Genomic DNA, 13,971 nt, shown 5'->3' on the forward strand with positions numbered 1-13,971 from the left:
GCAGGTACTCTGCAATCCATGAGGTGGACATGAACGATTCACGTCCCACCGACCGGTTCAGTCCCCCGTTGCCGGCGGCGAGGGCGGCGACCGTCATCGCCCGCATGACCGCGCGGGACCGCGCCGCGCGGGCCGGCTTCCCGCGCCCGGTGTCGGGGGACTTCATGCTGTGCGGCGTCGAATTGAGCAGGCCGAATACCGCGTGGGCCGTGAGCCGGGCGTCGGCCTCGGCCAGCTCGGGGTTGAGCTCGCGCAGCACCCCGACCCACACCTCCACGTACTGGCGTTGCGCTTTGCGTACCTGCTTCTCGGCCGCCTCGGGGAGGTGCGCAAGGTCGCGGTCCTGGATGCGGATCAGGTCCGGTTCGCCCAACGCGAAGTCGAGGTGAAAGTCGATCAGGCCGTCCAGCGCCGCCGCCGCGTCACCGTTGCGGGCCCGCACCTCCCGGGCCCCGGCGAGCAACCGCGCGCTGATGCCCACCAGCAACTCGACCAGCAGCGACTCCTTGTTGGGGAAGTGCCGGTAGATCGCCGGACCGCTGACGCCGGCGGCCGCGCCGATGTCCTCGAGCCGCACGGCGAGGAAACCGCGCTCGGCGAACAGTCGCTCGGCCGCCGACAGCAGCTGCAGGCGCCGGTCGGATTTCAACTGGCTGCGGCGATTTGGGGCATCGGCGCCGTAAGAGGTGGACGTTGTCATCACGACCCCCCCGTCCAGTTGGTTAATCGTCACTAACTTAGCAGATTATTGGCCGGTTAACCTGCTGTGATGAGCCAAGTCGTCGTCCCTGGACCGGCGGCACCGACGATGGTATTCTCTGCCGTGAGTTAATGAGCATTAACTCAACAGCCCGCCCCGGGACGGCAAGGAGGCTGCTGCGGCGATGGACAAGTTGGTGGCGACGGCCGCCGAGGCGGTCGCCGACATAACCGACGGGTCGTCCCTGGCGGTCGGGGGATTCGGATTCTGCGGCATCCCCGAGGCGCTGATCACGGCGCTGGTCGACACCGGCGCCCGTGATCTTGAGACGGTGTCCAACAACTGCGGCGGCTACGGCGTCGGACTGGAAGCGCTGTTGCACCACAAGCGAATTCGCCGGGCCGTCGCCTCGTATTTCGGTGACAACTTGGAATTCGCCCGCCAGTTCCTCGCCGGTGAACTCGAAGTGGAGCTCACCCCGCAGGGCACGCTGGCCGAGCGGTTGCGCGCCGGCGGCGCGGGCATCCCGGCGTTCTACACGCCCGCGGGCGTCGGCACCCCGGTCGCCGACGGCGGCCTGCCGTGGCGCTACGACGCCTCCGGCGGCGTGGCGGTGATGTCGCCGCCCAAGGAGACGCGCGAGTTCGACGGCGTCACCTACGTTCTGGAGCGCGCGATCCGCACCGACTTCGCGCTGGTGCACGCCTGGAAGGGCGACCGGCACGGCAACCTGGTCTACCGGGCGGCCGCCGCGAACTTCAACCCCGATTGCGCCACGGCCGGCAGGATCACGATCGCGGAGGTCGAGCATCTGGTCGAGCCGGGCGAGATCGATCCCGCCGCGGTGCACACGCCCGGCGTCTTCGTGCACCGGGTGGTGCACGTGCCGGATCCGGAAAAGCCGATCGAGAAGGTGACGGTGCGGTGAGTGCGCCGACGACGATGCAGAACGAAGTGATGAGGAGGAGTGGCGCCGAGTGAGCTGGAACAGGGACGGCCTCGCCGCGCGGGTGGCAGCCGAATTCGAGAACGGCCAATACGTCAACCTCGGCATCGGCATGCCCACCCTCGTGCCGAACCACATGCCGGCCGGTGTCACCGTCGTCGTGCATTCGGAGAACGGAATCCTCGGCGTGGGGCCGTATCCCCGGCCTGAGGACGTCGACGCCGATCTGATCAACGCGGGCAAGGAGACGGTCACCACGCTGCCGGGTGCGGCCTTCTTCGGTTCCTCGACCTCGTTCGGCATCATCCGCGGCGGACACCTCGACATCGCGGTGCTCGGGGCGATGCAGGTCTCGGCCGGAGGCGATCTCGCCAACTGGGTGGTCCCGGGAAAGATGGTGAAGGGCATGGGCGGCGCCATGGACCTGGTCCACGGCGCCCGCAAGGTGATCGCGATGATGGAGCACACCGCGCGCGACGGCAGCCCGAAAATCGTTGCGCGATGCACCCTTCCGCTGACCGGCGTGGGATGCGTCGACCGCATCATCACCGACTTGGCCGTCATCGACGTTCGCGACGACGGTCTGTACCTGATCGAGACCGCCCCCGGCGTCTCGGCCGACGAGGTGCTCGACAAGACCGAACCGCCGCTTGTGCTGGCGACAACCGGGAGGCAATCGTGAGTTCGTCCGTGATGACCGCGCCATCGTTCGCCGACGAGCATCGCCGGCTGGTCGCCGAGTTGAACGACAAGCTGGCGGCCGCGGCATTGGGCGGCAACGAGCGCGCCCGCGAACGCCACGTCAGCCGCGGCAAGCTGCTGCCGCGGGAGCGGGTGGATCGACTGCTCGACCCGGGCAGCCCGTTCCTCGAGCTCGCCGCCCTGGCCGCCAACGGCATGTACGACGACGAGTCCCCCGGCGCCGGAATCATCACCGGGATCGGCCGGGTGTCCGGCCGCGAGTGCGTGATCGTCGCCAACGACGCCACCGTCAAGGGCGGCACCTACTACCCGATGACCGTCAAAAAGCACTTGCGCGCACAGGAAGTCGCGCTGCAGAACCGGTTGCCCTGCATCTATCTGGTGGACTCCGGTGGCGCCTTCCTGCCGCGCCAGGACGAGGTGTTCCCCGACCGCGAGCACTTCGGCCGGATCTTCTACAACCAGGCGACCATGAGCGCCCAGGAGATACCCCAGGTCGCCGCCGTCCTCGGCTCGTGCACGGCGGGCGGCGCCTATGTGCCGGCCATGAGCGACGAGGCCGTGATCGTGCGCGAGCAGGGCACGATCTTCCTCGGCGGGCCGCCCCTGGTGAAGGCCGCCACCGGCGAGATCGTCTCGGCCGAAGACCTCGGCGGCGGCGACCTGCACTCGCGGGTCTCCGGCGTCACCGATCACCTCGCCGACGACGACGAGCACGCGCTGCGGATCGTGCGCGCCATCGCGGCCACCTTCGGGCCGCGCGAAGCCAGCCAATGGGACATCCAGCCCACGGTCGAGCCCAAACACGCCCAGAGTGAGCTCTACGACGTGGTGCCGCCGGATCCGCGGGTGCCCTACGACGTGCACGAGGTCGTCGTGCGGTTGGTCGACGGCGGTGAATTCAGCGAGTTCAAGGCCAATTACGGCAAGACGCTGATGACGGCCTTCGCCCGCATCCACGGCCATCCGGTCGGGATCGTCGCCAACAACGGCGTCCTGTTCAGCGAATCCGCTTTGAAGGGCGCGCATTTCATCGAGCTGTGCGACAAACGCAGGATTCCGCTGCTGTTCCTGCAGAACATCGCGGGGTTCATGGTCGGCCGCGACTACGAGGCCGGCGGCATCGCCAAGCACGGCGCCAAGATGGTGACCGCCGTGGCCTGCGCCCGGGTGCCCAAGCTCACCGTCGTGATCGGCGGCTCCTACGGCGCGGGCAACTATTCGATGTGCGGACGCGCGTATTCACCGCGCTTCCTGTGGATGTGGCCCAACGCGCGCATCTCGGTGATGGGCGGCGAGCAGGCCGCGTCGGTGCTGGCGACGGTGCGCGGTGAGCAGCTTGCCGCGGGCGGGACACCCTGGCCGCCCGACGAGGAAGAGGCGTTCAAGGCGCCGATTCGCGCGCAATACGAGGACCAGGGCAACCCGTACTACTCGACCGCGCGCCTGTGGGACGACGGCATCATCGATCCGGCCGACACCAGAACGGTTGTGGGGCTAGCCCTTTCGGTATGTGCGCACGCCCCGTTGGAACCGGTGTCCTACGGCGTCTTCCGGATGTGATGACCATGTTCCAGACCGTATTAGTGGCCAACCGCGGAGAGATCGCGGTCCGGGTGATGCGCACGCTGCGCCGGTTGGGGATCCGGTCGGTCGCGGTGTACAGCGACCCCGACGCCAACGCCCGGCACGTCCTGGAGGCCGACACGGCCGTGCGCCTCGGCCCCGCCGCGGCCCGCGAGAGCTACCTCGACATCGCGAAGGTGCTCGACGCGGCGGCCCGCACCGGCGCCCAGGCGATCCACCCGGGCTACGGATTCCTATCCGAGAACGCCGAATTCGCCGCCGCCTGCGAGCGCGCCGGGGTGGTGTTCCTCGGCCCGCCGACGCGGGCGATCCGGGTGATGGGCGACAAGATCACCGCCAAGAACGCGGTCGCCGCCTTCGACGTGCCGGTGGTGCCCGGTGTGGCCAAGCCCGGGCTGAGCGACGACGAGTTGGTCGCGGCCGCCGACGAGATCGGTTACCCGGTGCTGATCAAGCCGTCGGCGGGGGGCGGCGGCAAGGGCATGCGCCTCGTGGATGACCCGGGCCGGCTGCGCGATGCCCTGTCGGGCGCGCGCCGCGAGGCGGCCTCGTCGTTCGGCGACGACACCTTGTTCCTGGAGCGATTTGTGTTGCGCCCCCGGCACATCGAAGTGCAGGTGCTGGCCGACACCCACGGCAACGTGGTGCACCTCGGCGAGCGCGAATGCAGCCTGCAGCGGCGCCACCAAAAAGTGATCGAGGAGGCGCCCTCGCCGTTGCTCGACCCGCAGACGCGCGCCCGCATCGGGGCGGCGGCCTGCAACACCGCGCGCAGCGTCGACTACGTCGGCGCGGGCACGGTGGAGTTCATCGTCTCGGCCGATCGCCCGGACGAGTTCTTCTTCATGGAGATGAACACCCGCCTGCAGGTGGAACACCCGGTCACCGAGGCGATCACCGGGCTGGACCTGGTGGAGTGGCAGCTGCGGGTGGCGGCCGGGGAGAAGCTGGGCTTCGCGCAGGACGACATCGAATTGCGCGGCCACGCGGTCGAGGCCCGGGTGTACGCCGAGGATCCCGCGCGGGGTTTCCTGCCCACCGGCGGCCGGGTGCTGCAGGTGAGCGAGCCCGGCGGCGCCGGCGTTCGGGTCGACTCGTCGCTGCTGGCGGGCACGGTGGTCGGCAGCGACTACGACCCGATGCTGAGCAAGGTGATCGCCTACGGCGACGACCGCGACGAGGCGCTGGCGAAACTCGATGGGGCGCTGGCGCAGACGGCGATCCTGGGCGTGCAGACCAACATCGAGTTCCTCCGGTTCCTGCTGGCCGACGAACGCGTGCGCGCCGGTGACCTGGACACGGCGCTGCTGGACGAGCGGGTGGCGGACTTCGCGCCGCTGCCGGCGCCCGACGACGTGCTCGCCGCCGGCGGCCTGTACCGGCAGTGGGCGCTGAACCGTCACGCCGCGGGCAACCCCTGGGCCGTTCCGACCGGCTGGCGGGTCGGGGGTGCGCCGGCCCCCGTCCGGACCGAGATGCAGACCCCGCTGCGCAGCGACACGGTGTCGGTGTGGGGGCCACCGGACGGCGCGCGGGTGCAGGTGGGAGCGGGTGAGATCTGTTCCGCCAGTGTGCAAGTCGACGGTGCCCGGATGGACGTCACGCTGGACGGGATGCGCCGCGAATACCGGTTCGCCGAGGCCGACCGCCACCTGTGGATCGCCGACGAGCGGGGAGCGTGGCACCTGCGCGAGGCCGAGGAGCACAAGATTCACCGCGCCGCCGGTGCGCAGCAGGCCGAAATCCTTAGCCCCATGCCCGGCAGTGTCATCGCCGTCCAAGCCGACTCCGGCGCCGAGGTCGCCGAGGGCGACGTGGTGGTGGTCGTCGAGGCGATGAAGATGGAACACTCGCTCCCCGCGCCGGTTTCGGGACGAGTGGAGCTCCTGGTGTCGGTCGGCGATCAGGTCACGGTCGACCAGGTGCTGGCCCGGCTGGTGCCCGAAGAGCCCGACGCAGCAGCCGATTCGAGTAAGGACGAAACATGACCACATCCATCACCGCGGGAACCCTGCCCAAGGAATACGAGGACCTTCGTGACACGGTCGCCGAATTCGCGCGCACCGTCGTCGCGCCGGTATCGGCCAAACACGATGAAGAGCACAGCTTTCCGTACGAGGTCGTCGCCAAGATGGGGGAGATGGGTCTGTTCGGCCTGCCGTTCCCCGAGGAGTACGGCGGGATGGGTGGGGACTACTTCGCCCTGTCGCTGGCGCTCGAGGAACTTGGCAAGGTCGACCAGTCGGTGGCGATCACCCTCGAAGCGGGCGTCGGCCTCGGGGCGATGCCGATCTTCCGCTTCGGCTCCGAAGAACAGAAGGCCAAGTGGCTGCCGGACCTCGCCGCCGGGCGCGCCCTGGCCGCGTTCGGGCTGACCGAGCCGGGCGCCGGTTCCGACGCGGGCGCCACCCGAACGACGGCCCGGCTCGACGATGGCGAGTGGGTGATCAACGGCAGCAAGCAGTTCATCACCAACTCCGGCACCGACATCACCAAGCTGGTCACGGTCACCGCGGTCACGGGCAGCATCGCCGATGGGAAAAAGGAGATCTCGACGATCATGGTGCCCAACGGCACACCGGGATTCACCGTCGAACCGTTCTACAGCAAGGTCGGATGGAACGCCTCGGACACGCACCCGCTGAGCTTCGCGGACGCCCGCGTCCCGGAGGAGAACCTGCTGGGCGCCCGCGGCACGGGTTATGCGAACTTCTTGTCCATCCTGGACGAGGGCCGCATCGCGATCGCCGCGCTGGCGACCGGGGCGGCCCAGGGTTGCGTCGACGAGAGCGTCAAGTACGCGAAGGAACGCCAGTCCTTCGGGCAGCCGATAGGCTCCTATCAGGCGATCAGCTTCAAGATCGCGCGGATGGAAGCGCGCGCGCATGTCGCGCGTACGGCCTACTACGACGCGGCCGCAAAGATGTTGGCCGGCAAGCCCTTCAAGAAGGAGGCAGCCATCGCGAAGATGATCGCGTCGGAAGCCGCCATGGACAACGCGCGCGACGCCACCCAGATTCACGGCGGGTACGGGTTCATGAACGAGTACCCGGTGGCGCGGCACTACCGCGACAGCAAGATCCTCGAGATCGGTGAGGGGACCACCGAGGTGCAGTTGATGCTCATCGCGCGGTCGCTGGGGCTGTCGTGACCGACAAGTCAATCGTCCAGCGGGGCCTGTGGTTCGAGGAATTCGAGACCGGCACGACGTACCTGCACCGGCCCGGCCGCACCATCACCGAGGCCGACAACGTCTTGTTCACCACGCTGACGATGAACACCCAGTCGCTGCACCTCGACGCGGCGTGGGCCGCCGAGCAACCGGGCTTTCGGGGCGAGCGGTTGGTGAATTCGATGTTCACGCTGTCCACCCTGGTCGGGTTGTCGGTATCGCAGCTGACGCTGGGCACCATCGTGGCCAACCTCGGCTTCTCCGAGGTGTCGTTCCCCAAGCCCGTCTTCCACGGCGACACCCTGTACGCGGAGACCGTGTGCACCGGCAAGCGCGAGTCGAAGAGCCGGCCGGGCGAAGGGATCGTCACCCTCGAGCACACCGGACGCAATCAGCACGGCGACGTCGTCGCGCGGGCGGTGCGGACCACGCTGGTGCAGAAGCGGCCGGACGGCGGGGAGTCCCGATGAAACTGCAAGCCGCCGGTCCGGGCTGGCTGTTCTGCCCGGCCGACCGCCCCGAGCGCTTCGCCAAAGCCGCGGCCGCGGCCGACGTGGTGATCCTCGACCTCGAGGACGGCGTGGCCCAGTCGGACAAGGCCGCCGCGCGCAAGGCGCTGGCCGAGACCCCGTTGGATCCCGAGCGCACCGTGGTGCGCGTCAACGCGGCCGGCACCGAGGAGCACGCCCGCGACCTGGACGCCCTGGCCGAGACGCCCTACACCACGGTGATGCTGTCGAAGACCGAGTCGGCCGCCCAGGTGTCCGCGCTGGCGCCCCGCGACGTCATCGCGCTGATCGAGACGCCCCGCGGGGCGGTGTTCGCCACCGAGATCGCCGCCGCGGAGGGCACCGTCGCAATGATGTGGGGCGCCGAGGACCTCGTCGCGGCCCTCGGCGGTAGTTCCAGCCGCTTGGCCGACGGCACCTACCGCGACTTCGCCCGCCATGTCCGGTCGACGGTCCTGCTGGCGGCGTCCACCTTCGGCCGGGCCGCGCTCGATGCGGTGCATCTGGACATCCGCGACGTCGAAGGCTTGCGGGCCGAAGCCGCGGACGCCGTCGCGGTGGGTTTCCACGGGACCGTGTGCATCCACCCGACCCAGATCGCCGTCGTGCGCGAGGCCTACCGGCCCAGCGAGGAGAAAGTCGACTGGGCGCGAAGGGTATTGGAGGCGGCGCGCACCGAGCGCGGTGTTTTCGCCTTCGAGGGACAAATGGTCGACTCGCCGGTGCTCAAGCACGCGGAAATGCTGGTGCGCAGGGCGGGGCAGTCCGGCGCCGGGTGACGGTCGAACCCTCGCACGCAACCGCGTTGTCGGTGGCCGCGACACGGTCGCGATCACCGCGGTCTCTTCTCTTTTGAGCGCATAATGGTGGGTACGCCAGTGTCGCGGCGAGCGAGGCCTTTCGGGTAGCTGGCGATCGACTTCGGCTCGCGGTGGGTCCCGGCTGAGCTTTGGCTGTGGCCCTGCGGCACCGAAGTAGGGAGACGGTATGGCGACGGTGCCTCAACTGCCGATGACCGTCGACCTCGAGCCGGTGCAACTCGTCGCCGCGGACGGCACACCGACGCCCGAACTCCGCTACGGCCGTGACCTTCCCGCGGAGACACTGTGCTGGCTCTACGAGATGATGATGGTCACCCGCGAGCTGGACACCGAGTTCATCAACCTCAAGCGCCAGGGGGAGTTGGCGCTGTTCGCGTCGTGCCGCGGCCAGGAGGCCGCGCAGGTGGGGGCGGCGGCCTGCTTGCGCAAGACGGACTGGCTGTTTCCCCAATACCGGGAGCTGGGTGCGTATCTGGTGCGCGGCATCCCGCCCGGGCACGTCGGCGCGGTGTGGCGCGGAACCTGGCATGGCGGATTGGAATTCACCAAAAAGTGCTGCGCCCCGACGTCGATCCCGATCGGCACCCAGACCCTGCACGCGGTCGGCGCGGCGATGGCGGCGCAACGTCTCGGCGAGGATTCGGTGACGGTGGCCTTCCTCGGTGACGGCGCCACCAGCGTCGGCGACGTGCACGAGGCGCTGAACTTCGCGGCCGTCTTCAGCGCGCCGTGCGTGTTCTTCGTGCAGAACAATCAGTGGGCGATTTCCGTTCCGCTGCACAAGCAGACCGCGGCACCGTCCATCGCGCACAAGGCCATCGGCTACGGGATGCCGGGGATCCGGGTGGACGGCAACGACGTGCTGGCCTGCTACGCGGTGATGGCGGAGGCCGCCGCGCGCGCCCGGGCCGGCGGTGGCCCGACGCTGATCGAGGCGGTCACCTACCGGCTCGGCCCGCACACCACGTCCGACGATCCGAGCCGCTACCGGACCCAGGAGGAAGTGGACCGCTGGACGGCGCTCGACCCGATCCCGCGCTACCGCACCTACCTTCAGGGACAGGGCATTTGGTCGACGCGGTTGGAGAACCGGGTGGCCGCCCGTGCGAAGCGCATGCGCGCCGAATTGCGCGACGCGGTGTTCGGCGCGCCCGATTTCGACATCGACGAGGTGTTCACCACGGTGTACGCCGAGATGACGCCGGGATTGCAGGCGCAGCGCCAGCAGTTGCGGGCCGAGCTCGACCGCAACGACGGGGAGGCGTGAATGACTCAGCTCGCCGATCGTCCGGTCACCCCCGACGAAACCCGCACGGCCGCAACGCAGCACACCGCTCTCGGCGCGCAAGTGATGACCATGGTGCAGGCGCTCAACCGGGCCCTGCACGACGCGATGGCCGCCGACGAGCGGGTGCTGGTGTTCGGCGAGGACGTGTCGGTCGAGGGCGGGGTGTTCCGGGTGACCGAGGGGCTGGCCGGAACATTCGGCGAGCAGCGCTGCTTCGACACGCCGCTGGCCGAATCCGCCATCATCGGTATCGCGGTGGGACTGGCGCTGCGCGGATTCGTGCCGGTGCCCGAGATTCAGTTCGACGGGTTTTCCTACCCGGCGTTCGATCAGGTGGTCAGCCATCTGGCGAAGTACCGCACCCGCACCCGCGGCGAGATCAACATGCCGGTGACCGTGCGCATCCCGTCCTTCGGCGGAATCGGTGCGGCCGAACATCATTCGGACTCGACCGAATCGTATTGGGCCCATACCGCCGGCCTGAAGGTGGTGGTTCCGTCCTGCCCGTCCGACGCGTACTGGCTGCTTCGCCACGCGATCGCCTGCCCGGACCCGGTGATGTTCCTCGAGCCGAAGCGGCGCTATCAGGTCCGCGGGTCGGTGGATACCGAGCGGCCCGAACCGCCGATCGGGCGGGCGATGGTGCGCCGCGCCGGCTCCGATGTCACCGTGGTCACCTACGGCAGCCTGGTCAGCACCGCGGTCGGCGCCGCGGAAGAGGCTCAGCGGCAACGCGGTTGGAGCCTGGAGGTCGTCGACCTGCGGTCACTGGTGCCGTTGGATTTCGAGACCGTGGCGGCGTCGATTCGTCGGACCGGGCGTTGCGTGGTGATGCACGAGGGCCCGCGCAGCCTGGGATATGGCGCGGGGTTGGCCGCCCGGATCCAGGAGGAGATGTTCTACGAGCTGGAGGCGCCGGTACTGCGCGCCTGCGGATTCGACACCCCGTACCCGCCCGCCCGGCTGGAGCGACTATGGCTACCCGGCCCCGACCGGCTGCTGGACTGCGTCGAGCGTTCGCTGGGGCAGCCATGAGCGCCGACGAGCGGGTCAAGTCGTTCCGCGTCCCGGATCTCGGTGAGGGACTGCAGGAAGTGACGGTGACCCGCTGGAACGTCGCCGCCGGCGACGATGTCGAGCTCAACCAGGTGTTGTGTTCGGTGGAGACGGCGAAGGCGGAGGTGGAACTGCCCAGCCCGTACGCGGGCCGAATCGTCGAAACCCACGGCGGGGAAGGCGATGTGCTCGCGGTGGGGGCGGTGCTGGTCCGCATCGACACCGCACCGGTGAACGGCGACGCCCCTGGTGGAGCGGTACCCACGCTGGTGGGCTACGGCGCCGACGCCGGCATCGACTCCAGCCGACGCAGCCGCCCGCTGGCCGCCCCTCCGGTGCGCAAACTCGCCAAGGAGCTGAAGGTCGACCTGAGCTCGGTGCAGCGCGACCCCGACGGCGTCATCACCCGGGCGGAAGTGTTGGCGGCGGCCGGCCAGAACGGCGCCGACGTTCGCCCGGTTCGCGGCGTGCAGGCCCGGATGGCCGAGAAAATGACGTTGTCGCACAGGGAGATCCCGGCCGCCAAGGTCAGCGTCGCGGTTGACTGCTCCGAACTGTTGCGGCTGTCGGACCGAGCGTCGGCGGATCAGCGGATCACCCCGTTCGTGCTGACCTTGCGGCTGCTGGTGATCGCGCTGCGCCACAACGAGATTCTCAACTCGACATGGGTGGACTCACCCGATGGCCCGCACGTGCGCGTCGAGCATCGGGTCCATCTGGGGTTCGGGGTGGCCACCGATCGCGGGTTGTTGGTCCCGGTGATCGCCGACGCGCATACCAAGACCACCCGCGAATTGGCCGGTCGGACGGCCGAATTGATCGCCGGGGCGCGCGAGGGCATCCTGACGCCGGGGGAGATGCGCGGGTCCACGTTCACCGTGTCCAACTTCGGGGCTTTAGGCGCCGACGATGGCGTGCCGGTGATCAACCACCCCGAGGCGGCCATCCTGGGGATGGGCGCGATCAAGCCGCGCCCGGTGGCCGTCGGCGATCAGGTGGTGGTGCGCCCGACGATGACGCTGACTTGCGTGTTCGACCACCGCGTCGCGGACGGCGCCCAGGCGGCCCGATTCGTCACCGAGCTGAGGGACTTGGTCGAGTCGCCGATGACCGGGTTGCTCGACCTCTGACGGCTCAGGGGTGCGGCGGGACGGGGCACCAGAACAGGCCGCAGTTGAAGCTGGGCGCGCGCGAAGGCGGCGGGGGCGGGTACGGCGGCGGGTTGTCGGTGTCCCAGCACTGGTTCCAGTATCTGTTTTCGCCCCATGCCGGGTTCCACGGTTGATTGGGGCACCAGTAGACCTGCGGCGCGGGGGCCGGCTGGGCGTGGGCGATGCCTTCGACCAGAGCCGTTCCGGCCGTCGCGAGGCCGCTGGCCAACAGGGCCCCGGCGGCGAGTCGGGTGAGGGTCTGGGTGATCTCCACGGGCATGTCCTTCGCTAGGGCGCCACGCCTGTCGGCGTCTTCGTAGCAAAGCACACTTTTGCGGAATCGCTACCGATCCCAACTTCCGAACCTGCGTCGGCGCTACCTGCGTTGCGCTGCGGCCAGTCGCTGAGCGAATTCCGGTGACTGGATGGAGTAGGCCTGCGGCCCGAGCTCGGTGCGCATCGCCCAGGCGTGCTGCTCGTTATCCACCGATCCCGGGCTGATGGTCGTGCGCATGGTGGCCTTGGTCGCCAGCACGACCTCGCGCGGGGCGTTCGCGGGCCCGGCGGCGAGCTCCAGCGCCGCCGCCACCGGATCGTCGGCGGCGCACAGCGCCAACCCGTGGCGCACGGCGGCTTCGGCGTCGAAGCGCATGCCGAACAACAGGGCCGCGCGGGCCACCTGCGGGCCCACGGCTCGCTGGAGCATCCAGGTCGCACCGCCGCCGGGATGCAGCCCCAGCTTTTGGAAGCGGGCGTCGAACAACGCCGCCGGCCCGGCGATCCGCACGTCGGCCGCCAGCGCGAGATTCAGTCCGGCGCCGACGGCCGCGCCGTTCACCGCGGCGATGGTGGGCAGCCGGCAACCGCCGACGGCCATGAAGCCGTCGTAAAGCTGTTGCAGACCCGCCTCGGCTTTGTCACCGCCCGCGGCGGCGAGCGGGCTCAGGTCCGCGCCCGCGCAAAACGCCGTGCCGGCACCGGTGACCACCACGGCGTGAACGTCGGGGTCGGCCTCGGCCCGCTCGACGGCCGCGCGCAGGCGAGCCGACATCTCGGCGGTGACGGCGTTGCGCCGGTCGGGGTCGTTGACGGTGATGACCGCGACGCGGCGCTCGACGGTGAACAAGACGGGGTCGGATTCGGCCATCGGGCACCTCCGCGGCTTGGGCTGGCGGCCCCGGGCGACGCACGATTGCCGTGCCGTCGGCTGCTATTCCGGGCCACGGTAAGGGTACTGCGCGGCGTGCATACGGGCGGTCGGGGTCGCGCCGACCGGATTTCGCCCGTTTCGCAGCAGCAAGCTGCGGTGGATGGCCCGGGGGCGGGCGGCGGGCGCGAAAGAAACGCACGGCAGCGGCCGGGCGTGAATGGCGGCCCACGCTCTGGCCGTGCCCTTTAACGGCACTCGTATTGTGCGAGTCGCCGCGAGGATTTGCGTGGCGCACACGATACGAGCGAGGCCCCACCGCGGAAAAAAATGGCCGTGCAAACGCAAATGCGTTTGCGGCACCTTCCCGCGGACGGGCGCGCGGACCTACCGAATTGCATGGAAATAATTCAGCGACGTAATGAATTGTCGCGGTTTAAGTCGCGGTCAGTTCGCTCTCGACCGGGTCGGGTCGTGCCAACCGCTTCGCCAGCTGGTCCAGCGCCGCCTGGCGCCGTCTGACCCCAAACGTCCGGTGGTCCCGCACGGGCCCCTGCAGCGCTGTGGCCGGCATCGCGTCGTGGCGCAACCGATTGTTCGCGTAGTGGATTGCCGCATCGATCATTTCGATGTACTGCTCCGCCTCGTCGAGCGCACAGGTGCCCTCTATGCACTGGATCTCATCCCAACAGGGATACGACGAGTACCTGGCATCGAGCCGTTGCTGCGATACCTGCGAACCGAAGTAGCCACGCCAGTCCCGGCTTAGCCACCCCCGTGTCTTGACCTCAACTTTTATCCTATTTCCCAGGCCGGCTACGAATTTGGGTTCTCCAACTCGTACCACCGGTTGCCAGTCGTTCGACGTCATCATCGACCACCCCTCGAATAG

13 protein-coding genes and 1 pseudogene are annotated in these 13,971 nt (G+C 69.1%); 10 read left to right on the forward strand and 4 right to left on the reverse strand.

Features of this window, described 5'->3' with window-relative positions; all coding sequences use genetic code 11:
* Window positions 1-67 precede the first annotated feature (67 nt).
* A pseudogene (locus tag A5680_RS15445) lies at window positions 68-700 on the reverse strand (TetR/AcrR family transcriptional regulator); the annotation flags it as partial.
* 184 nt (window positions 701-884) lie between these two features.
* On the opposite strand from A5680_RS15445, the gene A5680_RS15450 reads away from it, so the two are divergent.
* The 10 genes from A5680_RS15450 to A5680_RS15495 all read left to right on the forward strand — a co-directional run bounded on the left by A5680_RS15450 (window position 885) and on the right by A5680_RS15495 (window position 11,911).
* Window positions 885-1,628, forward strand: coding sequence for a CoA transferase subunit A (locus tag A5680_RS15450; RefSeq protein ID WP_067820740.1), 744 nt, complete (start codon window positions 885-887; stop codon window positions 1,626-1,628).
* A gap of 49 nt (window positions 1,629-1,677) precedes the next feature.
* Window positions 1,678-2,328: a 3-oxoacid CoA-transferase subunit B gene (locus A5680_RS15455; RefSeq protein WP_067820742.1), complete on the forward strand. Its 651-nt coding sequence runs from the start codon at window positions 1,678-1,680 to the stop codon at window positions 2,326-2,328.
* Between the two features lie 11 nt (window positions 2,329-2,339).
* The gene (locus A5680_RS15460) at window positions 2,340-3,911 is read left to right on the forward strand and encodes a carboxyl transferase domain-containing protein (RefSeq protein WP_067820743.1); all 1,572 of its coding nucleotides are present in this window, start codon (window positions 2,340-2,342) and stop codon (window positions 3,909-3,911) included.
* Between the two features lie 5 nt (window positions 3,912-3,916).
* The gene (locus tag A5680_RS15465) at window positions 3,917-5,923 is read left to right on the forward strand and encodes an acetyl/propionyl/methylcrotonyl-CoA carboxylase subunit alpha (RefSeq protein ID WP_067820818.1); all 2,007 of its coding nucleotides are present in this window, start codon (window positions 3,917-3,919) and stop codon (window positions 5,921-5,923) included.
* A complete protein-coding gene (locus A5680_RS15470) occupies window positions 5,920-7,086 on the forward strand; it encodes an acyl-CoA dehydrogenase family protein (protein WP_067820746.1) in 1,167 nt (388 codons plus the stop codon). The genes A5680_RS15465 and A5680_RS15470 overlap by 4 nt, the downstream gene beginning before the upstream one ends.
* Complete coding sequence (locus A5680_RS15475; protein ID WP_067820749.1) at window positions 7,083-7,577, forward strand: MaoC family dehydratase; 495 nt, start codon at window positions 7,083-7,085, stop codon at window positions 7,575-7,577. The genes A5680_RS15470 and A5680_RS15475 overlap by 4 nt, the downstream gene beginning before the upstream one ends.
* Window positions 7,574-8,395, forward strand: a complete 822-nt coding sequence (locus tag A5680_RS15480; RefSeq protein WP_055404868.1) for a CoA ester lyase — start codon at window positions 7,574-7,576, stop codon at window positions 8,393-8,395. Before A5680_RS15475 ends, A5680_RS15480 begins: the two co-directional genes overlap by 4 nt.
* Window positions 8,396-8,603: 208 nt before the next feature.
* Window positions 8,604-9,704 (forward strand): pyruvate dehydrogenase (acetyl-transferring) E1 component subunit alpha, encoded by a 1,101-nt coding sequence (gene pdhA, locus A5680_RS15485; protein ID WP_067820752.1) that lies wholly within the window; start codon window positions 8,604-8,606, stop codon window positions 9,702-9,704.
* Entirely contained in the window at window positions 9,705-10,760 is a 1,056-nt protein-coding gene (gene bkdB, locus A5680_RS15490) for a 3-methyl-2-oxobutanoate dehydrogenase subunit beta (protein ID WP_067820755.1), read from the forward strand.
* Window positions 10,757-11,911, forward strand: a complete 1,155-nt coding sequence (locus A5680_RS15495) for a dihydrolipoamide acetyltransferase family protein (RefSeq protein ID WP_067820758.1) — start codon at window positions 10,757-10,759, stop codon at window positions 11,909-11,911. Before bkdB ends, A5680_RS15495 begins: the two co-directional genes overlap by 4 nt.
* Before the next feature lie 4 nt (window positions 11,912-11,915).
* Here the strand turns inward: A5680_RS15495 and A5680_RS15500 are convergent, their stop codons facing one another.
* From A5680_RS15500 to A5680_RS15510, 3 genes are all read right to left on the reverse strand, one after another.
* Complete coding sequence (locus A5680_RS15500) at window positions 11,916-12,206, reverse strand: hypothetical protein (protein WP_156675126.1); 291 nt, start codon at window positions 12,204-12,206, stop codon at window positions 11,916-11,918.
* A 102-nt stretch (window positions 12,207-12,308) separates the two neighbouring features.
* Window positions 12,309-13,079 carry an enoyl-CoA hydratase gene (locus A5680_RS15505; protein ID WP_067820765.1) on the reverse strand — a complete coding sequence of 257 codons (771 nt, stop codon included), beginning with the start codon at window positions 13,077-13,079 and terminating at the stop codon, window positions 12,309-12,311.
* A gap of 436 nt (window positions 13,080-13,515) precedes the next feature.
* Window positions 13,516-13,950, reverse strand: coding sequence for a hypothetical protein (locus A5680_RS15510; protein ID WP_067820821.1), 435 nt, complete (start codon window positions 13,948-13,950; stop codon window positions 13,516-13,518).
* Window positions 13,951-13,971: the final 21 nt, after the last annotated feature.

This window comes from Mycobacterium sp. E2989 (assembly GCF_001667595.1).
Lineage (GTDB): Bacteria > Actinomycetota > Actinomycetes > Mycobacteriales > Mycobacteriaceae > Mycobacterium.

Coding starts and splice junctions, on each gene's coding strand:
- A5680_RS15465 (WP_067820818.1), top strand. CDS start 3,917: ATGTTCCAGACCGTATTAGTGGCCAACCGCGGAGAGATCGCGGTCCGG.
- A5680_RS15505 (WP_067820765.1), bottom strand. CDS start 13,079: ATGGCCGAATCCGACCCCGTCTTGTTCACCGTCGAGCGCCGCGTCGCG.
- pdhA (WP_067820752.1), top strand. CDS start 8,604: ATGGCGACGGTGCCTCAACTGCCGATGACCGTCGACCTCGAGCCGGTG.
- A5680_RS15495 (WP_067820758.1), top strand. CDS start 10,757: ATGAGCGCCGACGAGCGGGTCAAGTCGTTCCGCGTCCCGGATCTCGGT.
- A5680_RS15460 (WP_067820743.1), top strand. CDS start 2,340: ATGACCGCGCCATCGTTCGCCGACGAGCATCGCCGGCTGGTCGCCGAG.
- A5680_RS15450 (WP_067820740.1), top strand. CDS start 885: ATGGACAAGTTGGTGGCGACGGCCGCCGAGGCGGTCGCCGACATAACC.
- A5680_RS15510 (WP_067820821.1), bottom strand. CDS start 13,950: ATGACGTCGAACGACTGGCAACCGGTGGTACGAGTTGGAGAACCCAAA.
- A5680_RS15480 (WP_055404868.1), top strand. CDS start 7,574: ATGAAACTGCAAGCCGCCGGTCCGGGCTGGCTGTTCTGCCCGGCCGAC.
- bkdB (WP_067820755.1), top strand. CDS start 9,705: ATGACTCAGCTCGCCGATCGTCCGGTCACCCCCGACGAAACCCGCACG.
- A5680_RS15470 (WP_067820746.1), top strand. CDS start 5,920: ATGACCACATCCATCACCGCGGGAACCCTGCCCAAGGAATACGAGGAC.